Origin of the sequence: Bradyrhizobium sp. KB893862 SZCCT0404 (assembly GCF_018130885.1) — a bacterium.
GTDB classification, from domain to species: domain Bacteria; phylum Pseudomonadota; class Alphaproteobacteria; order Rhizobiales; family Xanthobacteraceae; genus Bradyrhizobium; species Bradyrhizobium stylosanthis.
This window is the reverse complement of sequence record NZ_JAFCLT010000004.1, coordinates 61,601-82,787: the sequence shown is the minus strand read 5'-3', so window position 1 is coordinate 82,787 and position 21,187 is coordinate 61,601. Positions and strand designations below refer to the sequence as shown.

At 65.0% G+C, this 21,187-nt stretch carries 22 protein-coding genes; 13 read left to right on the top strand and 9 right to left on the bottom strand.

Features of this window, described 5'->3' with window-relative positions; all coding sequences use genetic code 11:
* Nucleotides 1–115: 115 nt before the first annotated feature.
* Entirely contained in the window at nt 116–781 is a 666-nt protein-coding gene (locus tag JQ617_RS18165) for an O-methyltransferase (protein ID WP_212027513.1), read from the bottom strand.
* Between the two features lie 120 nt (nt 782–901).
* Between JQ617_RS18165 and JQ617_RS18160 the strand changes: the two genes are divergently transcribed.
* The 3 genes from JQ617_RS18160 to pdxY all read left to right on the top strand — a co-directional run bounded on the left by JQ617_RS18160 (nt 902) and on the right by pdxY (nt 3,233).
* On the top strand, nt 902–1,546 hold the full coding sequence (locus tag JQ617_RS18160) for a TetR/AcrR family transcriptional regulator (RefSeq protein WP_212027512.1): 645 nt from the start codon (nt 902–904) through the stop codon (nt 1,544–1,546).
* 91 nt (nt 1,547–1,637) lie between these two features.
* On the top strand, nt 1,638–2,279 hold the full coding sequence (locus tag JQ617_RS18155) for an FMN-binding negative transcriptional regulator (protein WP_212027511.1): 642 nt from the start codon (nt 1,638–1,640) through the stop codon (nt 2,277–2,279).
* A gap of 135 nt (nt 2,280–2,414) precedes the next feature.
* On the top strand, nt 2,415–3,233 hold the full coding sequence (gene pdxY / locus JQ617_RS18150) for a pyridoxal kinase (RefSeq protein WP_212027510.1): 819 nt from the start codon (nt 2,415–2,417) through the stop codon (nt 3,231–3,233).
* Between the two features lie 4 nt (nt 3,234–3,237).
* Here pdxY and JQ617_RS18145 read toward each other — a convergent pair whose 3' ends face one another.
* Nucleotides 3,238–4,545, bottom strand: coding sequence for a hypothetical protein (locus JQ617_RS18145; protein ID WP_212027509.1), 1,308 nt, complete (start codon nt 4,543–4,545; stop codon nt 3,238–3,240).
* Between the two features lie 611 nt (nt 4,546–5,156).
* Here JQ617_RS18145 and JQ617_RS18135 point away from each other — a divergent pair.
* Nucleotides 5,157–5,402, top strand: a complete 246-nt coding sequence (locus JQ617_RS18135; RefSeq protein ID WP_212027508.1) for a hypothetical protein — start codon at nt 5,157–5,159, stop codon at nt 5,400–5,402.
* 261 nt (nt 5,403–5,663) lie between these two features.
* The gene (locus JQ617_RS18130) at nt 5,664–5,810 is read left to right on the top strand and encodes a hypothetical protein (RefSeq protein ID WP_212027507.1); all 147 of its coding nucleotides are present in this window, start codon (nt 5,664–5,666) and stop codon (nt 5,808–5,810) included.
* Nucleotides 5,811–5,813: 3 nt separating this feature from the next.
* On the opposite strand, the gene JQ617_RS18125 is transcribed toward JQ617_RS18130, so the two are convergent.
* Nucleotides 5,814–6,374, bottom strand: coding sequence for a bifunctional transcriptional activator/DNA repair enzyme AdaA (locus JQ617_RS18125; RefSeq protein WP_212027506.1), 561 nt, complete (start codon nt 6,372–6,374; stop codon nt 5,814–5,816).
* A gap of 130 nt (nt 6,375–6,504) precedes the next feature.
* Between JQ617_RS18125 and JQ617_RS18120 the strand changes: the two genes are divergently transcribed.
* Both JQ617_RS18120 and JQ617_RS18115 read left to right on the top strand, forming a co-directional pair.
* Nucleotides 6,505–6,954 (top strand): nuclear transport factor 2 family protein, encoded by a 450-nt coding sequence (locus tag JQ617_RS18120; RefSeq protein ID WP_349630632.1) that lies wholly within the window; start codon nt 6,505–6,507, stop codon nt 6,952–6,954.
* Between the two features lie 32 nt (nt 6,955–6,986).
* Nucleotides 6,987–7,907, top strand: a complete 921-nt coding sequence (locus tag JQ617_RS18115; RefSeq protein WP_212027505.1) for a DMT family transporter — start codon at nt 6,987–6,989, stop codon at nt 7,905–7,907.
* A 235-nt stretch (nt 7,908–8,142) separates the two neighbouring features.
* Here JQ617_RS18115 and JQ617_RS18110 read toward each other — a convergent pair whose 3' ends face one another.
* Nucleotides 8,143–8,493: a zinc ribbon domain-containing protein YjdM gene (locus JQ617_RS18110; protein ID WP_212027504.1), complete on the bottom strand. Its 351-nt coding sequence runs from the start codon at nt 8,491–8,493 to the stop codon at nt 8,143–8,145.
* Between the two features lie 465 nt (nt 8,494–8,958).
* Here JQ617_RS18110 and JQ617_RS18105 point away from each other — a divergent pair, with 465 nt between their 5' ends.
* On the top strand, nt 8,959–9,582 hold the full coding sequence (locus JQ617_RS18105; protein ID WP_212027503.1) for a cell envelope biogenesis protein TolA: 624 nt from the start codon (nt 8,959–8,961) through the stop codon (nt 9,580–9,582).
* A gap of 131 nt (nt 9,583–9,713) precedes the next feature.
* Nucleotides 9,714–10,007 (top strand): hypothetical protein, encoded by a 294-nt coding sequence (locus tag JQ617_RS18100; protein WP_349630631.1) that lies wholly within the window; start codon nt 9,714–9,716, stop codon nt 10,005–10,007.
* 9 nt (nt 10,008–10,016) lie between these two features.
* On the opposite strand, the gene JQ617_RS18095 is transcribed toward JQ617_RS18100, so the two are convergent.
* Complete coding sequence (locus JQ617_RS18095) at nt 10,017–10,229, bottom strand: hypothetical protein (protein WP_212027501.1); 213 nt, start codon at nt 10,227–10,229, stop codon at nt 10,017–10,019.
* 193 nt (nt 10,230–10,422) lie between these two features.
* Between JQ617_RS18095 and JQ617_RS18090 the strand changes: the two genes are divergently transcribed.
* Nucleotides 10,423–10,704 carry a hypothetical protein gene (locus tag JQ617_RS18090; protein WP_212027500.1) on the top strand — a complete coding sequence of 94 codons (282 nt, stop codon included), beginning with the start codon at nt 10,423–10,425 and terminating at the stop codon, nt 10,702–10,704.
* A gap of 392 nt (nt 10,705–11,096) precedes the next feature.
* Here JQ617_RS18090 and JQ617_RS18085 read toward each other — a convergent pair whose 3' ends face one another.
* Nucleotides 11,097–12,086: a hypothetical protein gene (locus JQ617_RS18085; RefSeq protein ID WP_349630630.1), complete on the bottom strand. Its 990-nt coding sequence runs from the start codon at nt 12,084–12,086 to the stop codon at nt 11,097–11,099.
* A gap of 367 nt (nt 12,087–12,453) precedes the next feature.
* Here JQ617_RS18085 and JQ617_RS18080 point away from each other — a divergent pair, with 367 nt between their 5' ends.
* Nucleotides 12,454–12,882 (top strand): MerR family transcriptional regulator, encoded by a 429-nt coding sequence (locus tag JQ617_RS18080; protein WP_212027499.1) that lies wholly within the window; start codon nt 12,454–12,456, stop codon nt 12,880–12,882.
* The gene (locus JQ617_RS18075) at nt 12,818–13,219 is read left to right on the top strand and encodes a carboxymuconolactone decarboxylase family protein (protein WP_212027498.1); all 402 of its coding nucleotides are present in this window, start codon (nt 12,818–12,820) and stop codon (nt 13,217–13,219) included. The genes JQ617_RS18080 and JQ617_RS18075 overlap by 65 nt, the downstream gene beginning before the upstream one ends.
* Nucleotides 13,220–13,359: 140 nt before the next feature.
* On the opposite strand, the gene JQ617_RS18070 is transcribed toward JQ617_RS18075, so the two are convergent.
* From JQ617_RS18070 to JQ617_RS18060, 3 genes are all read right to left on the bottom strand, one after another.
* The gene (locus JQ617_RS18070) at nt 13,360–14,154 is read right to left on the bottom strand and encodes a transglycosylase SLT domain-containing protein (protein WP_212027876.1); all 795 of its coding nucleotides are present in this window, start codon (nt 14,152–14,154) and stop codon (nt 13,360–13,362) included.
* Between the two features lie 687 nt (nt 14,155–14,841).
* On the bottom strand, nt 14,842–15,714 hold the full coding sequence (locus JQ617_RS18065; protein ID WP_212027497.1) for a DUF4062 domain-containing protein: 873 nt from the start codon (nt 15,712–15,714) through the stop codon (nt 14,842–14,844).
* A gap of 3 nt (nt 15,715–15,717) precedes the next feature.
* Nucleotides 15,718–19,491: a vitamin B12-dependent ribonucleotide reductase gene (locus tag JQ617_RS18060; RefSeq protein ID WP_212027496.1), complete on the bottom strand. Its 3,774-nt coding sequence runs from the start codon at nt 19,489–19,491 to the stop codon at nt 15,718–15,720.
* Nucleotides 19,492–20,254: 763 nt separating this feature from the next.
* Between JQ617_RS18060 and JQ617_RS18055 the strand changes: the two genes are divergently transcribed.
* Entirely contained in the window at nt 20,255–21,151 is an 897-nt protein-coding gene (locus JQ617_RS18055; protein WP_212027495.1) for a DMT family transporter, read from the top strand.
* Nucleotides 21,152–21,187 lie beyond the last annotated feature (36 nt).

Here is a 21,187-nt window from a genome sequence, read left to right as displayed (position 1 = left end):
CAGACGCTGCTATCACGTGTCGGTGACGAGCCTGCGACAGGCCGGTCCGCAGCAGGAAGCCGCCATGCGATGAATCGCACGGCGGCTTCCGATTGTCGCAGGTTCCAATGCCGTGCTAGCCGATGCGGACGGAGAGTTCGACGTCTTCGGCAAAGGGCGTCGACATGTAGCCGCTGCCGGGTGCCCGGACCCGCGCCAGATAGTCGGGGCTGTCGTCGGCATTGTCGGCAACGATGATCGCGCCTGGCCGCAGATGGCCTTCGACCAGATCGAGGATCTCGGGGTAGAGCGCCTTGGCACCGTCGAGCAGCACGAGATCGACGGTATCGGGCAGATCAGTGCTCAGCGTCTTCAGCGCGTCTCCCTCGCGGATGTCGACGAGATCGATCAACCCCGCTGCTGAGAGGTTGTCGCGCGCCCGTGCCGCCTTGGACGGCTCGAACTCGCTGGTGATGAGGCGGCCGCCGCCATTGTCGCGCAAGCCTGCGGCCAAATGCAGGGTCGAGATGCCGAACGAGGTGCCGAACTCGACAATCGCCCTGGCGCGGGAGCTGCGCGCCAGCATGTAGAGCAGCAAGCCGGTCTCGCGCGAGACCGCAAGGGGGACGTCCTTCAGGCGCCCATAGAGATCGCGGTAAGCGGTCTTGCTCCGCATCATCCGTGCCCGCTCGGCGTCGGACAGGTCGGCGATTGCGGCGTGGATTGCGCCGTTTGCAGCGTCGGCTTCGCTGAAGAGGCGCTCCAGCAGCGGCGCAAGCGATGTGATGGTCGGGATGGTCATGGGAGGTCTCCAGGAAGTCTACAAATGGTCGCGGGGAAGCGCGGGCTTGCGCGGATTCTGAAATACGACTAATTCGTCGCATTTCCTATTCGCATTCCCTTCGCAACCTCCTGGGACGCCATGGCCGATCGTCGAAGCCGTTCAGTTTCCTCACGAAAACAGCCGCAGCAGGCGCGCTCCACCGAACTGGTTGCGGCCATTCTGGACGCGGCTGTTCAGGTCCTGGCGAAAGAGGGCGCGCAGCGCTTCACGACCGCACGCGTCGCCGAGCGGGCCGGGGTGAGCGTCGGATCGCTCTATCAATATTTTCCGAACAAGGCGGCGATCCTGTTCCGCCTTCAAAGCGACGAGTGGCGGCGCACGAGCGACATGCTGCGCGGGATTCTCGCTGATGGTGCGAGGCCGCCGCCGGCGCGGTTGCGCGCGCTGGTCCATGCCTTCGTCCGCTCCGAATGCGAGGAGGCTGCGATCCGCACCGCGCTCGACGACGCTGCGCCGCTTTACCGCGATGCTCCCGAGGCGCAGGAGGCGCGGGCAGCCGGCAAGGGGATCGTTGCGGCCTTCATGCGGGAGGCACTGCCGAGAGTGCCGGATGCCACGCGCGTCCTTGCCACCGAGCTGATCACGACGACGCTCAGCGAGGTCGGCAAGCGGTTCTCGGAGACACCACGCGGCGAGGCGGAGATCGCTCGCCATGCCGACGGGCTGGCCGACATGCTTTGCGCCTATCTCGGCGCGCTTGCACGGCGCCGGAAACATTCCTGACATCCGCCTTTGCAGGCCGATATCGTTCTGATTCCCGCTCTTGATGCGCTAGCTTCGATCCGTCCATCGTCCAGCCATCGAGCGCCGCGCCATGCATATCCTTCGACCCCAGTTTCATATCGAGGAGCAGCGCGCACTGGAATTCGCCGGCCAACGCGGCTTCGGCACGATCGTGGCGGCGGACGAGCGCGGGCCGCGTGCCTCGCATGTGCCGTTCGTGCTCGGCGAACGCGACGGCCGCGCCCTGGTGCAGATCCATCTCACCGCCAGGAATCCACTGGTGCCGCTCGCGGACGGCTCGCGGCGCTTCCTGCTGATCGTCGCCGGCGACGATGCCTACATTTCCAACGACTGGTACGCCTCGCGCGACAACGTCTCGACCTGGCTCTACGAGGCCGTGCATCTGTCAGGCGTCGCTCATCTCAGGGACATGGACCAGAACCGCGGCCATGGCGATGCGCTGCTCGCGGTCGCCGAGGCGCGCCTGCCGAAGCCGGCATGGGATCTCGCGCAGATGGAGCCGGGCAAGCGCGAGAGCATGCTGGCGGCGATCCGCGTCATCGATCTCATGGTCGATAGCGTCGAGGGGCAGGCCAAGCTCAACCAGCACAAGAGCGATGCGGATCACGTCGCGGTCGCGGGCCGCCTTGCGTCGTCGGAGGAGAGCGGGCACCGGCGGCTCGCGCGGAAGATGCAGGCGTTGCGGCCGGGACTCAGTTACGAGGTCCCGTAGCCCGGATGGAGCGAAGCGCAATCCGGGACACGCGCGGCGGGTTCAGACCCCGGATTACGCTACGCTCCATCCGGGCTACGCTTGCTACGGCAGCTACGCTTGCGTGATCAGGCATTTGACCTTACGGACCTCCCCATGCTCGTCATCTCCATTCAAAGCCAGGTGGTCCACGGCCATGTCGGCAACAGCGCGGCCGCCTACGCGATGCAGGCGGAGGGCGTGAACGTCGCGGCGGTGCCGACGACGCTGCTGTCGAACCATCCGCGCTATCCGAGCCTGCGCGGGCGGGTGCTGGAGACCGAGCTCGTGGCCGATCTGCTCAGGGGCGTCGAGGAACGCGACCTCGTCGACGAGGCTGCGGTGCTGGTCACCGGCTATCTCGGCTCGCCCGGCAATGCCGCCGTCGTCGCCGATTTCGTCGAGCGGTCGCTGACGCGGAATTCGAAGCTCGTCTATCTCTGCGACCCCGTGATCGGCGATGACGGCCGCGTCTATGTCGCCGACGGCATCCTGGACGTGGTGCGGCACCGTCTGCTGCCGGCCGCAAACCTGACGACGCCGAACCAGTTCGAGCTCGAGCTGCTGTCCGGCATCACGATCGCGGATACGCAGGGGCTGCGCGTGGCGTGCTCGGCGCTTGCGGACGAGGGGCGCATCGACGTCGTTGCGACCGGCTGCACGCTCTCCGATACGCCGGACGGGCAGGTGGAGACGATCCTGTGCGCGGATGGTCTGCTGTCGCGCTTTGCGACGCCGCGCCTGCCGATCCGACCCTATGGCACCGGCGATCTGCTCACCGGCCTGATCGCGGCGCATCTGGCCAAGGGTGCGGCGATGGAGGCGGCGGTGCGGCTCGCGGTCGAGACCATCTTTGCCGTGCTGGTGCGTACGCAAGAGGCCGGTACGGCCGAAATGCGGCTCGTGCCGCTACTGACGGCGGGACGCAGGCCGTAACCGGTCAGGTGGCGCGCTTGCTCGCTGACTGCGCCGATTTCTGCGGCCTGGCCGAACTCTTCTGCTCGCGCGTGGCCTGTGCCTTTGGTGGCTTGCTGCTGGCCACGGCCCGCGGCTTCTTCGGCTTGGCGCTGGCGACGTCCTTGCGATCGGAGGTGCCGCGCTTGGAGACGTATTCCGCGCCGTCGATCGGGCCGACATGCGGCGGATCGCGGCCGAGATAGGGCCGGCCGATGCCGAGCGCCTTGCCGTTCGCGTCCACCCACTTCCACAGCACTTCGGTCGAGACCCAGCGCTGCGCGCGGTTGTTGCCGGCGGTCGAGACGATGTCGGCCGCCATGCCGTGGCCATAACCGCCGCGCGTGCTGCCGCCGTGATAGGAGCGATCGGACGCCGCCTTCAGGCCGCTCGCGATCGACTGGCGATAGTCGTCGCGGAACGCGCTGGTGATGCCCGGCGACAGGCCGGCGGCCTCGGCGGCGAGCAGGGTGCGGAACAGCTTGCGCTTGAAGCTCTTGTCCATGCCGCCGATGACGTAGTCCATCATCGACATGTTGGCGTGCTCGGCGGCCTTCGGGTCCTTCCAGCCGAAATCCTCGTCGACCAGCTTGGTGAAGCTGCGCATCACGGTCACCATCTTGCCTCTGCGCTTGATGGTAACGGCGCGGCGCTCCTGCACCTTGATCGAGTCCTCCTTCGGCGTGCGTTGATAGAGCGCCCAAAGATAGCGGTCGATGCAGGCGTCCACGATGAAGCACTCGTCGAGTACGGCGACGGTGTCGGCGGGGGGCGAGGCCTTGCTCGCCGCGGGCGCCGGCCCGGTCGCGAGGGACGCGGGCGACAAGGCGTCGGTGGTCACGATCTCGGCGGGATCGGCGGAGGCGAGCTTGACGGGCTCCGGCTTGACGGGTTCCGCTGCCGGCGCAGCCTCGCTGGCGACGGGCGCGGGTTCAGGGAGCAGTTGCGGCGTGGGCGGCGGCTCGGCCGGCAGGATCTCGGCCGGATCGGCGGAGGCAAGCTTGATGGCGGGCACCTCAGGCGCCGCCGCCTCAACTGGCGCCGGAACCGGGGTGGCAGCAACAGCGGCGGCGATTTCGGCGGTCAGCGCGATGCCGTCCTCGGTGGTCACCGCGCGCGGGACGTCGGCGAGCTCGAGACGGCCGAGATCCTTTGCACGCGTGACAGCGGCCGCATTGGCGCCGCTGTTCTCGATCAGGGCCGGGGCGTAAGCGGAGAGAGAGAGCGCGAGCCAGCCGGCCATCACAGCCGAGGGGCAGGAGACTGCCACCAGAAGAGACCGCCGATCGTTCATGATCCCTGCCTCCAAACGGTTCTGTTCGAACCAGTCTCGTCGGAACAGTCTTGCACAGAAAGGCACGCAGCGCGTCAATTGTTCGGGGGACCGTGTGGCAGCGCAATGGCGCAAATCGGCGAAAATCGGCTTTTCCGAGGAGTGTGGCCTGCGGGCAACGCGGGTTCCAAAGGGTTCCGGAGCACATTATTCGGTAAAGGAGAATTCTGCGCGCCGCGGCAACCTTCGCCGGCGGCGGCGCGTTGGGTCGGCCATGACCACGCATTCCTCGCTGCGTCCGATGGACGCCTTCGACCCCACCGAGCCCGCCATCCTGCACGATCGTGTTTCCGGCAGGATCATCACCTGGACCGCCGAGTAGGCCGACGACTACCGGCGCGCCAGCCGGTTGCGGGGCGATGGAACCGTGGCCTGGAAGACCTATGTCTTTGACGGGTGGGGCAACGTTCTCGGCGGCTGACCCGCCGGGAATCAGGAAATCCAGCCAAGACCTTGGGCGCGTTAAACATATCGCCATGCGCGCGGCGCGATGTTGCGTTGCAGCGATGCATATCGCAATGCAGCAAATCAGGCTTACATGTGCTCCGACCCTTCCTTCTGGAGCATCACCAATGAACAAGAAGACTTTCTCGATCGCGGCCGCCCTCGTCATCGCGGGCTCGACTGCCACCTTCGCCGCCGAGCTGCCGGCCTATGAGGCCAACGGCATCCCGGCTTCGCCCCTGCAGGTCCGCGTGCTCGGTGCCGCCCATGTCGAGCAGCAGGTCTCGGCGCCCGCCACCAGCGTGACCGCGCTGCAGGCCAGCGTCCTCGCCCCGCGCAAGGTGAAGACCGCGACCGTCGGCTCGGCCCGCTAGGCCAGCGATCCTGACGTTGGCGTGAATTCGCCGCTTGCGAATTCGCGTCATTCTCGAACCGCGTTCCCATTCGGGAGCGCGGTTTTTCTTTGTGTGCGCGGAACGAGAATCCGGAAGCAAAAAAGACTCGCGAACGACGCGCGTTATGTACGGCCGTTCAAGACGAGTGTGATCCTCTTAATAGTTGTTTTGCAGATCGCGGCGCCTGATGTGCGGGCCGCATATTGAGCGGCCAATTCTGGAATCATAACCGGAGCCGTCATGCCCGTTGCACAAAAAGCCGTTGTTGCCACTGCGTCGCCGCGTGAATTCATCGTCAGGCATCTCGCATTGTTCGCCGCCGCTGCGCTGTTCGTGTTCGTGCTCAGCCTGACCTACGGCCTCGATCTCAGCCCCGGATTCTTCTGAGGGCTATGCGCGTCTCGCGCGCAGGCTCGACGGCGACCGGCCGTAGAGCTCGGCGAAGGCGGCGTTGAAACGGCGCAGGCTGCCGAAACCGGCCTGGAACGCGATCTCCGTCATGTTGTGATCGCCGGCATCGAGCAGGCGCTTGGCGCGCTGGACGCGCAGCGTCTTGGCAAGCTGCTGCGGGCTCGCACCGACGTGCCGCTCGAACAGCCGCGCCAGATGCCGCGAGGAGATGCCGAGGCGCGTTGCGAGCGTCACCACCGAGCATTCGTCGAGCGCTCCGCCGTTGATCAGCTTCACCGCGCGCGCCACGGTCGAGCGCGTGCCGTTCCAGGCCGGGCAGAACGGCGCGGTCTCGGGACGGCAGCGCAGGCAGGGCCGGAAGCCCGCAGCCTCCGCCGCCGCAGCGGTCGGATAGTAGACGACGTTGCGCGCCAGCGGCTGCTTGGCCGGACACACCGGACGGCAATAGATACCCGTCGTCCTCACCGCGGTGAAGAAGCGGCCGTCAAAGCGGGGATCGCGGCGCAGGCGCGCGGCGTTGCAAGTCTCGAAGCTCAGCATGGCCGGATGATAGCGCAGACCGGCGCGTGTGGAAGTGTTGCGGGATGACCAGGTCCGAATGTGGCGAGCCGCAATTTGCATCGCGGCCTAGAACGCGGCTCTGAAGCCCAACGCATTCGGAGAGCCTGCCGTGACCAGCCCGAGAGACGTCGTACTGAACGCCTGGAAGACATTTTCATCGCGCGATGCCGCGCGCATCGCCGCGCTGTTCACCGATGATGCCGAATGGATCGCGCCGAAGGGCAACGCCACCGCGGTCGCGCTCGATCACACCGACCACATGGTCGGTGCAACGCAGATCGCGCGCTTCATCGCGCAGGAGATGCACAGGCTGTTTTCCGAGGTCGATATCGCCTTCCGTGGCGTCCATGCCGACGGCGATGTCGTGATCGTGGAGGAGCGGATGCGCGCGACGCTTCCCGGCGGCAAGCCCTACGAGAACGATTATTGTTTCGTGTTCACGGTGGCGGGCGACCGGATCCGCGAGGTCCGGGAATACATGGACACGCGCAAGGGTGGCGGATGGTGTTCGGGCAGGGGGCATGAGCCCGCGTGCCAGCCCTGCGGCGGCGTGGGTTGAGGCGATGCGCGCCCTGACATAAGGCTTGATCCATGGATCAGCGGACGAGCGGCGCTGACGCTCTCATTCACAAGAACGATTCTGCCCCGGCGCTTCTCGGCGTCGTCTGCGGCCTGTCGGCGGCGCTGTTCTGGGCGCTCGGCTTTGCCGGCACGCGGCACGGGCTGAAGGTCGGCTTCACGCCGGTCGATCTCTTGGTGCATCGCTATGTCTGGTCGGGGATCGCATTCCTGCCGCTGGTTCTGCGCGCCGGAATCTCCGATCTCTGCGGCATCGGCTGGGGCAGGGGCCTCGTGCTGATGGTGCTCGGCGGCCCCGTTATGTCGCTGATCTCCTACACCGGCTTTTTGTTCGTGCCGCTCGGCCATGGCAGCGTGATCCAGCCGTCCTGCGCCACGCTCGGCGGGCTGCTGCTCGCAGCGATCGTCCTGAAGGAGAGGATCTCGGCCTCGCGCCTGATCGGCGCGCTCGTCATCGTCGGCGGCCTCGGCGTGATCGGCGCGGAATCGATCGGGCATATCGGCGCCGAGGGCGTGCAGGGCGACCTGATCTTCGTGCTGACCGGATTGATGTTCGCAGGCTTCGGCGCGGCGCTGCGGCACTGGCGCGTGTCCGCGGTGTCGGCCGCGCTCGTCATCAACGTGCTGTCGCTGCTGCTGCTGCCGCTCTACATCGCCATCGTCGGCCTTGCGCATGTCGCGGCGATCGGCGTGTGGGAGAACGCGATCCAGGCGCTGGCGCAGGGCGTGCTCGCAGGTCCCGCCGCGCTCTATCTGTTCGCGGTCTCGGTGCAGCGCCTCGGCGTCGCGCGCGCGGCGGTGTTTCCGGCCTGCGTGCCGGCGCTGACCCTGCTCACCGGCTGGATGCTGCTCGGCGAGGCGCCGACGCTGTTGCAGACGGCTGGCCTCGTGACGGTGCTGTGCGGCTTCTACCTGGCGCAGCGGCAGCGTTAGGCCACCCCCAGAAGACGGAAGGCCGCCCCGAAGGGCGGCCATTCAAGTCTCAAGGTGTGATGCAATCAAACGCGTCTTCAAATGATCCAGCCCCGGGTTGATACAATAGCTACGCACTACAAAGGCGAGCCCGGCAAAGACAGCCTTGCATAGTTTTCCCGGTCGGCAAAATGAATTCTGTGTTCCGGGGCAGGAACAGCGAATTAGAGTTACCCCGTCTGGTTAACCCCTCGGCTCAGGCCTTCCGCACGAACTCCGACTTCAGGTTCATGGCGCCGATGCCGTCGATCTTGCAGGCGATGTTGTGGCCGTCGCTGGCGTCCTGGAGGCGGATGTTGCGTACCTTGGTGCCGCCCTTCACCACCGAGGACGAGCCCTTGATCTTGAGATCCTTGATCACGATGACGCTGTCGCCGTCGGTGAGTGCATTGCCGTTGGCATCGCGCACGCCGGCCTCCTGCGCCGCGTCGGCCACTACATCCGCCGTGCCGCTCCATTCGTGGCCGCATTCCGGGCAGACCCAGAGGCCGCGGTCCTGATAGGCGTGCTCGGAGCTGCACGCAGGGCATTTCATCGCATCGGTCATCGCTTCGCCTTCGTTGCCCCGCCGTCCGGAGCGCGCCGCACCGTAGGTTCGTTGCGGCGCAAAGCAAGCGAAAGTTCCGCGGAGGGTATCGGGCGATGCTGCAAGATATTTCCGGCGACGTTGAGTGTCGTAGCCCGGATGAGCGTAGCGATATCCGGGATCTCTGTTTGTCGGGATAGTCCCCGGATGTCGCTGCGCTCATCCGGGCTACGAACCGTCATCGAAACCAAAACATCGAAAACAACCCCATGCACAGTAGAAAACTCCAGGGAATTCAGGGTTCGGCGAGTCCGAAATTGTGACCCGTCGGGTCAGGCGGAATCTTTGGGATTCGCCCCCGCCCGTCGGGCCGACTTCGGCGATACCGAACGGCATTTGCGCCGTCGGGCAAAACAGGGGTATGTTGGCAGGATGGCGCCCGTGCGACGGCGGGGAGCAGACAGCGTCGCCGGGCCGCGGGGCGAGATGCCGAAGACATCCACGAGACGACTGAAGACCTACCAGACCTCGCTCGGCTTCTACGACCAGGCCATCGCCGCGCCCTCGATGAAGGCAGCGCTTGCGGCCTGGGGCGCCAGCTCCAATCTGTTTCACCAGGGCGTTGCCAGGGAGACCGACGATCCCGACGTGGTCGCCGCGACCATGGCCAAGCCCGGAATCGTGCTGAGGCGTCCGGTCGGGTCGAACAAGGCGTTCACCGAGAGCGCGGAGCTGCCGACCGATCTCGCCGAAGGCGATGCCCGGCCGCGTGCGAAGCGGCGAGCGGTAAAGGCCGCACCGAAACCATCGCGCAAGACCGACGACAAGCAGGCGCGCAAGGCTGCCGCTGCGTTCGAGAAGGAGGAGCGGCGCCGCGAGGCCGAACGCCAGAAGGAGGAGGCCGCCCGCGCGAAGGAGCGCGCGCGCCGGGACAAGGCGGTCGCGACGGCGCAGGCTGCGCTGGACAAGGCGAGGCGGGAGCACGAGGCGCGAGCCGAGGCGATCGAATCCGAGCGCGCCGTACTCGACCAACGGGCCGAGGCCGAGCAGGCCCGTTGGGACAAGCAAAGGACGAAGCTCGAGCAGGCGCTGCGCAAGTCGCGCGCGTAAGGCGCCCGCAAGGCGTGTTCATACACGCTGCGTCGCCGCGCGCGGCGGCAGGATCGCGGTTCCATCCCTATATGAGAGCAATCCCATATAGGTCCGCGATGCCCAAAAAATCCTCGAAGACTGGAAGTCCCATGGTCGTGCGCCCGCGCCGCGCGGCGCCGGTTCTGGTGTGCCGGAAATGCCTCAAGCGCAGCGACGAGGGCAGCGATGTCAGGCGGGCGCTGAAGTCCGAACTGAAGGCGGCGAGGCGCGACGGCGCCAAGCCGGCCAAGCTGGTCATGACCGGGTGTTTTGGACTTTGCCCGAAACGGGCGGTCGTGGTCGCGAGCGGCGCCAGCCTTGCGAAGCAGGAATATGTGCTGGTGGCGGACCGCGATCAGGTGCCGCGCGCGCTCGCGCTGCTCGGGGAGGAGCGCGGCGAGTAAGCGCAGAGCTTATTTCTGAACAATGGCCTGCGTGCCTGACGAGGCCGGGGCCGGTTCCCAGGGCGCCGGCAGGACGACGCGGATCGGGCGCGCCTCGCTGGGCGTGCCGGTCGCGGGTGCGCTCACCCTCGCGGGCTGGTCCTGCGCGCTGTCGGCGGCCGCCACCGCGATGGACGCCAGGATGAAACTTGCCGCGATCACCACAGCCCGCAGATCGAACATTGTCGCCGTCCTCCATTGTCACAGAGAACGGCCGGGGAGGAAAAAAGTTCAGCGCGAATAGCGCGCATTGGCGGACTGCGCGGCGGGCACATTTTGCATGAAGCCGGCGGCGTTCATTCAGGCAAATCGAAAACGAATTGACTTGCCTAACATGGCATCCTTGAGCACTCTTTCGGGGCAAGGAGATCAACGCATGACAAAATTGACGCTCGCCTGTGCGCTCGGAACGGCTCTGGCGCTGAGCAGCCTCGTAACGTCAGGTGCCGAAGCCCGGACGCGAAAGGCCGTGGTGGTTCGCGCACCGCAGGAGAGGATCATCGTCACCGCGCCCGTGCTGCGGCCGACGCCGTGGGATTACAACATCGTGCCGCGCTACCGCTATCGCCCCGAGGACGATCGCGTCGATCCCTACGGGCCGCCGCTGGTGCCGTCGTATATCCGCTACGAGGCGTGGCGCTGGCCGTATTGGTGGTGAGGGGCGGGCGCCGAATTGATGGGTGCCTGTAGCCCGGATGGAGCGAAGCGTAATCCGGGGTCTTGCCCCAAGCTGCGCTGGTCCCGGATTACGCTTCGCTCCATCCGGGCTACGCACCCAGCCCTGTAGCGTGCCCATCAAAGCTAACTCGGGACGATTTCGTGGGCACGACGCCAGCGCGCCTTTGCCAACCCTAGGGCATCTCGCCACCCATCGCCGTCAAGAGCTCGTAGCCCGGATGGAGCGAAGCGTAATCCGGGACAAACGTGGCTTGGGCAAGACCCCGGATTACGCTTCCGCCTTCGCTCTTTGAGCTTCGGCGGACAAGTCGCTTCATCCGGGCTACGTTCGTTTCCAATCGTGGGTTCGGACCCAGCCCGTGCCTCGGGGGCTCACCAATCGTCGTAGGGATCGCCCATATAGGGCGGCGGCATCCAGCGCGGCGGCGGCCTGGGACGACGGGGGGCGGCCTCCGGGATGTACGGCGGCGGCCGGGGCCGTGCGGCCGGTTCGCTGTTCACGCTGCGCACGACGGGTTTTGCGGCCGCTGCAGGCGCTGCGGCCGCTGCAGGCGCGGGTGATTTGGTCAGCTGGGTCTGCAGCGACTGCACCTGCGCGGCGAGGCGCGCATTGTCCGCCGCTTCCTTCTCCTGCGCCGCCTTGAGCTGCTGGATGGTGTCGGCCTGCTCACGCTGGGTCTGCTCGTTGCGGCTCTTCAGCTGCTCGAGCTTGCCGTTGATGTTGGCAAGCTCGCCCGTGATGGCCTTGAGCGATTGCGCGAGCTCGGACGATGACGGGTCGGGCGCGGCGGCGGCAGGCTTCGGAGCGGTGTCCGTGTCCTTGGCGACGGGCGGCGCGGGCACCGGGCTCGGCCCGTCCGCAGCAGCCAGCAGCACGGCCTGCGGCTGCGCCGGGGTTTCCACGGCGGCGGTTTCCGGGGGCTCGCTCGCGGCCGGCGGAGCCAATCGCGCAAAGATCGATTTGGCCTCGTCGCGATATTGCGACGCGACGGCGGCGCCGAGCAGGCCGATCGCCAGCACGAGGATGACCAGGGCGCGCATCATGGCCGGATCTTTCCTCAAGCCTTGATCGCGGCCGCGGACTGCCACGAGCTTGGTATCCGGAAGTTTGGTGTCTTTCTGCGCGGAGGCGGCTGCAGCCGTCGCGCCCGCGCCTGCATGCGCGGCCGGTTTGCTTTCGCTGTCGTGTTCCATGCCGGAAACCAGCCGGTCCAGCCGCGCGAGGTCTTCCTGAGTGCTCTTGATCCGGTCGAGGGCCCGCGCCAGCGCGCCGTCGGCGCGCGTCTCGTCCGGCTTGGGGGTCTCGGGCTTGCCTGCATCAGGCTTGCCGGCATCAGCTTTAGGGTCGTTCGTATCAGGCACCGATGCGCTCTCCATCCGGTCGGGCGTCAATGAGAGGCAGTCCGATCTTGGGAAGGATAGGTCTCGCCGCCATCAGACACAACGCGTGTGCAGAGGTAAAATTATGGCGGGCGCGGAGACGCCTGTAGCCCGGATGAAGCCAACGGGTCGGCGCGAAGCGCCGCCCGATGAAAGACACCACGCAATCCGGGACCAGCGCAGCTCGAGGCAAGGCCCCCGGATTTCGCGTTCGCTCCATCCGGGCTACTTGCTCACGTTTGAGTTGTCATCGTCCGCCGCAACGCTCGCCAACCCCATTTTTCCCTATTGACTTAGAGTGCGCTCTAACCGGTAGCTTCCCGTGCGTCGTGACGAAAGATGGGCGTTCATGAAGATCGGTGAACTGGCAAAGCGTTCGGGACTGACGACCTACACCATCCGATATTATGAACGGATCGGGTTGCTTCCCCACGCCGACAGGGATCCATCGGGCCAACGCGACTACGACGCATCGATCCTGACCTGGATGGAATTTCTCGGCCGTCTCAAGACGACCGGAATGCCCATTCGGGACATGCTGCAATATGCAACGTTGCGGGAGCGTGGCGCCGGCACGGAAGCGAAACGGTGCGCGCTGCTCGAACAGCACCGCGAGCGTGTTCGTGCCCAATTGGCCGATCTGCAAGCCTGCCTTGTCGTCCTCGACACCAAGATCGCCGGATACGCCGGCGTGAAAATGAGGATGAAGGACTATGACGCATCAATCCCCGAGCGCCGGCGAAAGCCGGCTGGAACGCGGCAAGCGGGCGCTCGCTGACATCGACGGCCAGGCCGGCCACAACGTCATCGCCGCGCTGGCGGACATCGCCCCCGATTTCGCAAACTATATCTTCGAGTTTTCGTTCGGCGACATCTATAGCCGCCCCGGCCTCGACCTGCGCGCCCGCGAAATCGCAACCATCGCAGCGCTGACGGCGATGGGCACAGCAACGCCGCAACTGAAAGTCCATATCGAGGCGGGCCTGAATGTCGGGCTGACCAGGGACGAGATCGCCGAGATCATGATGCAGATGGCCGTCTATGCCGGCTTTCCCGCCGCGCTCAACGGCCTGTTCGCCGCCAAGGAGGTGTTTGCTGCGCGGGGTAGCACGTAGGGTGGGTTAGCCCGCGACCGCGCGAAAGTGTGTAGGGTGGGTTAGCCGAAGGCGTAACCCACCACTTCTGTCTCTGCAGAAACGAAAGAGGTGGGTTACGCCAGCGGATCGCGCTTCGCGCGACCGCCAGCTAACCCACCCTACGAATCCTCCGCCGCCAGCCGCACAAACTGCCGCTTCATCGCGTTCACCCTGGCGACATAGCCCGCGACGAGATGATCGCCGCAGCGTTCACCCGCAATCATCTGAAACTTGCGCCGCGCGAAGGCCGCGGCGGGACCCGCGCCGCAGAGATGGATGAACGCGGCCAGATCCTGCTTCTGCTGCGCGCTCGCCTTCACGTCGCCGGCGAGCGTGAGCACTAGGGCCACCTGGCGGTCTAGATACACCGACGCCAGCTCGATGGCATGTCTCGGGATCACGCGGATGTAGAAGAACGCAGACCCGCATCCGGTCTGCGTAACCGCGTTGCCGCGGACACAGAACCGCGCGGCTTCGGCGAAGGCCGGATCGGTCATCTGGAAGAGCCCGACCGCGCTGGAGGCAGGCCGGTAGATCGCTAGCGGATTGAAGCTCCACCGCCAGCGCCAATAGGTGCGCGCCACCGGATTGCCAGAACTCTCCACCTGCGCCAGCGCGGCCAACAGCTCGGGCGAAACTGTTGCGGTGGAGTAAGTGCGGAAGAGGGGTGTGTATTGACGCCAAGTGTCGGCGGGCTCTTTGTCGAGGGCGTTGCCCACGACGACGAAGAGCTCGGTTGGTTTGCGGATGACATGGTAGGTGATGTTGAGGAGCGTAAAGGCGGCAAGCGGGATGGCCGCGCCGCTGGCGATCCGAAACGTTCGCGGTGCGTGCGCGAACGATTTGCGCACCCACCGAGCGCTTCGCCGGAAACCGCGAAAGCGAGAGAGAAGGCTTTTGGCTCTTCTTGGCATTGGTCTGGCAAAAGTGAGCCACAATCGATGGGTATCGCGTCGATCCTCCCATCCTACTGGCTGATGCTGCTATTCGCGCAACCAATCCTTTCGATATGGTCTCGTTAGATGCTTTGACAAAGATTCGGCGAAAGACGTCTGCCAGGCTCTGACGGGATATGACAATCGGTCCAGCCAATAGATTGTGTCGTAAAAATAGGTCGTTCCATTATGTAACTGATCGAGGAGTTTCTTTCGCTCGTTAGCGCGCGTCACCGCAAATATCCTCAGCACCATGCCCTTTCGGATAATAGTCCTGTCGGCTTAGCGACTGATCTGATCTTCTCAGGGCTCGGGTGTTCACCAAGGGCAATCGCTGCCTCGATGCCGACTCGCTGGACGGTCGTATCCTTGTCCGCGAGCAGTAACGGCACCGTTTGCTTCGCGATCGCATTTCGGCTCTTTAGCTCGAGAGCTGCCAGCTGACGGACGGTTGGGAGTTGATGTGACAGGGCTGATTGCACTCTTGGCGTGTCAAGTTCTTTGATCACCTGTGTAACGACGGTCTCGGAATGCTTGTGGTCACTTGCAAATAGCTCGTTGAACGCTTCGGACGGATCATGTCGTGCCATTATCGCAAGTGTGGCATCCTCGGCGGCCGATCTTACGTCATTGGATGCAATTGCCTTTGCTTCTGCCGCAAACCATTTATCGGAAGATACTCCATTCACTCCGGGTAGGAAGAATTTGAGATCGGATTCGAAAGACTAGATTCGCTTGGTGTACGCCGAGCAGCTCATCTTTGATCCGAACTGTTTGAAACACGGACGCCAGAAGGATCAACCGAGCCAAGGTCGGCTCACTCGGCAGGTCAGCTTCAAAGCGGCTCAACGCCCCCGCCCTTATTGCCTCGGCTGCCGCCTGAACTGAATCGAGGACCTGTTGTGTTGATGGACCGATGTTGTCTCCGGTCTTTAGGGAGATATTCTCGCGGGGCGCTTGATCTTCGGGGCGTATGGGCGACGAGGAGGGATTTGAGTGCTCCGCCTTAGTCGCGGCTAGCGTTACCAAATAACGAGAAAGCCGCTTGCGGAATTCCTGCGTCCATTCATCTGAGCTGCGAAACTCCTTGTAAAAGACCTTCTGCTCCTCGCGGATCCGCTGTCGAAAGGCCAAAACAAGCTTGATCTGATCGCCTGGGTCGCGCTGCAATTTTGGGTCAATATCTTTGAGGAAGAGCCAAATTTCTGGTTGGCCATCGCGGGTCCAGCGAGCTCTTGCGAGCGCAAGTTCTTCCTCAAATCCAGATTTGTATTCGCTTTCTCCTGGTGGTTGTCCCCACCTCTCCCAGAGCATCCCGACGAACAGGTCGCATTGATTGACCTCTTCATTTATTTGGCTTTGAGGTCGCACTGCTCCGATTGGGCTATCTTCCCAACCGTAAAGTTCGATACGCCATCCCAATGGCCGGCCAATGGAGCTATTCAACTCCTCGATCACCGACCTAGCGATCCGCCGCTCTTCGGCGAGATCGCCAGGTGACGCTAGGAAGAGATTGAGCGTACGGAGTTGGCTATGCACGTGTCACGAACACCCCGTCGTGCTGCCGCAAGTGTCGCACTTCATACAGGTCCCATTCCGCACCAGGGTGAAGTTGCCGCACTCCGAGCACATCTCGCCTTCGTAGCCCTTGGCCTTGGCTTCCGCACGGCGCTCGGCCTTGCTGGGAGCCGCAACTGCGGCGCTGCCGGCCTTGCTCCACTGGAGCTGCTCGAGCTTCTCCGTGGGGGAGAGGTCGTGCTGGACTTCCTGCTTCAGGGCGACGGCGCCTTCGAGGGCGTCGCCGACACGGGCGCTGGTGGCATGCGCCGCCATCGCCGTGACCTTGCTGCCGCCGGCAGGCGCGCTGTCGTTGCCTTGCGAGACCGCGGCCGAGCCGCTGCGCATCACGACGAGGTTGTCGGTCCGCGAGCGGGTGAGGCCGCGCGAGACCAGCTTGGTGGCGTGGTGGCCGCCGTGCTCGTCGTCCGGCTCCTTGCCTTCCTCGACGCCCTTGCCGAGAGCGTCGAAGCCGGTCTCGTTGGGATCGACATGGGCGAGATCGAAGCGCGACATGTAGCTCACCGCGAGCTCGCGGAAGACGTAGTCGAGGATCGAGGTCGCGTACTTGATGCTGTCGTTGCCCTGCACGGGGCCCGCCGGCTCGAAGCGGGTGAAGGTGAAGGCGTCGACATATTCGTCGAGCGGCACGCCGTATTGCAGACCGAGCGACACGGCGATAGCGAAGTTGTTGATGAAGGAGCGGAGCGCCGCGCCTTCCTTGTGCATGTCGATGAAGATCTCGCCGAGACGGCCGTCGTCATACTCGCCGGTGCGCAGGTAGACCTTGTGGCCGCCGACGACCGCCTTCTGGGTGTAGCCCTTGCGGCGATCCGGCATCTTCTCGCGCTCGCGCATCACGATGATGCGCTCGACCAGCTTCTCGACGATCTTCTCCGAGACCTGGGTCGCGCGTGCGGCCATCGGCTTCTCGTAGAGGCTCTCGACCGCATCGTCCTCGTCCTCATCGTCGCTGATGAGCTGCGAGTTGAGCGGCTGGGAGAGCTTGGAGCCGTCGCGATAGAGCGCGTTGGCCTTCAGCGCGAGCTTCCACGACAGCATGTAGGCGGACTTGCAGTCCTCCACCGTGGCGTCGTTCGGCATGTTGATGGTCTTGGAGATCGCACCCGAGATGAAGGGCTGCGCCGCCGCCATCATGCGGATGTGGCTCTCGACCGACAGATAGCGCTTGCCGATCTTGCCGCAGGGATTGGCGCAGTCGAACACCGGATAGTGCTCGGCCTTGAGGTGCGGGGCACCTTCCACCGTCATCGCGCCGCAGATGTGGACGTTGGCCGCCTCGATCTCGCGCTTGGTGAAGCCCACGGCCTGGAGCAGGTCGAAGCCGGGGGCGGCGATCGCCTCGGCACCGATGCCGAGCTGGTCGCGGATGAAGTCCTCGCCGAAGGTCCACTTGTTGAAGGCGAACTTGATGTCGAAGGCGGTCGGCAGCGCCTTCTCGACCTTGGCGATGGCTTCATCGGTGAAGCCCTTGGCCTTGAGGGTCGAGGCGTTGATGCCGGGCGCGTTGGAGAGCGAGCCGTGGCCGACGGCGTAGGCTTCGATCTCCGCGATCTCGCTCTCGCGATAGCCGAGCGCGCGCAGCGCCGCGGGGACCGCGCGGTTGATGATCTTGAAGTAGCCGCCGCCGGCCAGCTTCTTGAACTTCACCAGCGCGAAGTCGGGCTCGATGCCGGTGGTGTCGCAGTCCATCACCAGGCCGATCGTGCCGGTGGGCGCGATCACCGTGGTCTGGGCGTTGCGGTAGCCGTGCTGCTCGCCGAGCTGGAGCGCCGCATCCCAGGCTGCCTGGGCGTGGCTGACGAGATCTCCTTGCGGGCAGGAGACGAGGTCCATCGGCACCGGGTTGACGGAGAGCGCCTCGTAGCCGCTAGCCTCACCGTGCGCGGCGCGGCGGTGGTTGCGGATGACGCGCAGCATGTGCGCGGCGTTCTTCTTGTAGCCGGGGAAGGTGCCGAGCTCGGCGGCGATCTCGGCCGAGGTCTTGTAGGTGATGCCGGTCATGACCGAGGTCAGCGCGCCGCAGAGCGCACGGCCTTCCTTGGAGTCATAAGGCAGGCCCATGGTCATCAGCAGACCGCCGATATTGGCGTAGCCGAGGCCCAGCGTGCGGAACTCGTAGGAGAGCTCGGCGATCGCGCGGGACGGGAACTGCGCCATCATCACGGAGATTTCGAGCACGATGGTCCAGAGCTGGCAGAGGTGCTCGTAGCCTTCGACGTCGAAGCGCTTGGTCTCGGTGTTGTAGAACGTCAGCAGGTTCGCGGACGCCAGGTTACACGCCGTGTCGTCCAGGAACATGTATTCCGAGCACGGGTTCGACGCGCGGATGTCGCCGGACGCCTTGCAGGTGTGCCAGTCGTTCATGGTGGTGTTGAAGTGCAGGCCCGGGTCGGCCGACGCCCAGGCGGCGTAGCCGATCTTTTCCCAGAGGTCGCGCGCCTTCAGCGTCTTCGTCACCTTCTTGGAGGTGCGGGCGTTCAGGTTCCAGTCACCGTCGGTTTCCACGGCGCGCAGGAAGTCGTCCTTCAGCGAGACCGAGTTGTTGGAGTTCTGGCCGGAGACGGTGAGGTAGGCTTCGCTGTCCCAGTCGGTGTCGTAGGTGTCGAACTGGATGTCCTTGTAGCCTTGCTTGGCGAACTGGATGACGCGCTTGATGTAATTGTCAGGCACGAGGCTGCGGCGCGCGAGCTTGATCTCGCGGCGGAGCGCAGGGTTCTTCTCGGGATCGAAGCAGTCGTCGCCCGAGCCTTCGCAGTTCACGCAGGCCTTCAGCACCGCCTTGAGGTGCTTCTGGTTGATCTTGGAGCCGGTGACCAGCGCGGCAACCTTCTGCTCCTCCTTCACCTTCCAGTCGATATAGGTCTCGATATCGGGGTGATCGACGTCGACGACGACCATCTTGGCGGCGCGGCGCGTGGTGCCGCCCGACTTGATCGCGCCGGCGGCGCGGTCGCCGATCTTGAGGAAGCTCATCAGGCCGGACGAGCGGCCGCCGCCGGAGAGCTTCTCGCCTTCGCCGCGCAGGCGCGAGAAGTTCGAGCCGGTGCCGGAGCCGTATTTGAACAGGCGGGCTTCGCGGACCCAGAGGTCCATGATGCCGCCCTCGTTGACGAGGTCGTCACCGACGCCCTGGATGAAGCAGGCGTGCGGCTGCGGGTGCTCGTAGGCCGACTTCGACTTGGTCAGCTTGCCGGTGAAGGGGTCGACGTAATAGTGGCCCTGGCCGGGGCCGTCGATGCCATAGGCCCAGTGCAGGCCGGTGTTGAACCATTGCGGCGAGTTCGGCGCGACCATCTGCATGGCGAGCATGTAGCGGAGCTCGTCGTAGAAGGCCTGGGCGTCTTCGTCGGTGGAGAAGTACTTGCCCTTCCAGCCCCAATAGGTCCAGCAGCCGGCGAGGCGGTCAAACACTTGCTTGGCCGAGAGCTCGCTGACGAAGCGCTCTTTCTCGGGCAGTTCGGCGAGGGCATCGGTGTCGGGCACGGAGCGCCACAGGAAGGAGGGGACGGATTCCTCCTCGACCTTCTTCAGGCGCGCGGCAACGCCGGCCTTGCGGAAATATTTCTGGGCGAGCACGTCGGAGGCGACCTGCGACCATTCGGTCGGGACCTCGACGTTATCCAGCTTGAACACGACCGAGCCGTCGGGATTGCGAATCTCCGACGTGGTCAGCCGGAACTCGATCCCGGCGTAAGGTGACTGTCCCTGGGTGGTGTGGCGCCGCTCAATCCGCATGGTCTTGCCCCGTCCTTTTCTTTGACCGGTCCCGCCTCCGTTCAGGCGTTCCGGGTCGTCATTTCGCTTCGCGTTGCCGTCCGGCCATCAGGCCTTTGGGCGACGCAGTTCAGCCGGTGGACCCGGCCCTTGTTCTCCCGACGCGACAGTTCGATGCGTGCATCGATCATCCGCCGGCATGTCCACGCCCATCCGCCCCAACGGGATGTGCGCGACATGCGTTCAACGCCCCACAACGTCACTTTTTACCGATGCCATTCGAGCCTTTTGCCGGCCCGTTCTGGCGCCCCAAAAAGTCCGCTTTCGCGGGCAGACAAGCCCACATCCCGCTGCCTTCGTCTGGCCTGGCGGAGTGCAGTTCTGCGGACCCTTTGGGGGAGTGCCGGCGGGACGCAAACTCACTCGCGCCGAACGGACCGAAAGCTAGGACTCTCCGTTGCGCCCGTCAAGAACTAGTGCGAGTTCCTGAATCAAATACTAAATATGGTGGATTGCGGGGGATAACAGGGGGCAAGCCCTCACCTGTTGTTGAGCCAAGTATCAGTGAGTCCTCAGGGATTCCCAACCGAAAAAATTTGCATCTTGTGGTGATGTGCAGCCTTCATCCCGCTGTTCACAGGGCAGGTATATTTTTGGGCGACGGGATTGCGTCAGCAAGACTCACGTAGCCCTACGGAAGGTGAGGGCTGGCATGCCCGCCGAGGTGGTGGTCCGGGGGGCGAATCCGGGCCAAGCTGACGGCTGATTTTGCCGGACTACCCAAATGCATGATTCGACTCGGCCGGTGCAGCGACCGCGCATCGCCCCGGCCGGCCTGATGTTCCTCGCGATCACCTCGATCGGCTGGGGCTTCAACTGGCCCGTCACCAAATTCCTGCTCGCCGAGCTGCCGCCGCTGACCCTGCGCGGGGTGACGGGCGTGCTCGGAGCCGTGCTGCTGGCGGCGCTGGCGCTCGTCCGCCGCCAGAGCCTGACGGTCCCCCCTGAGATCTGGCTGCGCCTCGTCACCGCCGCCATGCTCAACGTCACCGGCTGGATGGTGCTGATGGGCCTGGCGCTGCTCTGGCTGCCGGCGAGCGAAGCGGCGCTGATCGCCTACACCATGCCGGTCTGGGCCTCGATCATCGCCTGGCCGGTGCTGGGCGAGCGGCCGACCGTGCTGCGCACGCTGGGGCTCGTGATGGCCTTTGCCGGCCTTGCCTCGATCATGGGCGGCAACGGCATTGCCGCCAGCGCCGAGAAGCTGCCGGGGATCATCATGGCGCTCGCCGGCGCGCTCGGCTTTGCCGTCGGCACGGTGTTCTCCAAGAAGTACCCGATCCATCTGCCGCCGATCACGGCCGCGGCCTGGCAGATCGGCATCGGCTGCCTGCCGATCTCGATCATCGGCCTCCTGATCGAGACCACGCATCTGGACAAGGTGACGCCGGTCGGCTGGTGGCTGCTGGTCTATTCGACCGTGGTGCAGTTCTGCATCGCCTATGTCAGCTGGTTCGCAGCGCTGGCGCGTTTGCCGGCCTCCGTCGCCGCGATCGGCACCATGGCCGTGCCCGTCATCGGCGTCGTCGCCTCCGCGCTCGCGCTCGGCGAGCCGCTCGGGGCAGGGCAGATCGCCGCGCTGGTGTTCACGCTGGCCGCGGTGGTGCTGGCGACGCGATGAGGCGCGACAGCGCGTAGGATGGGTAGAGCGCAGCGA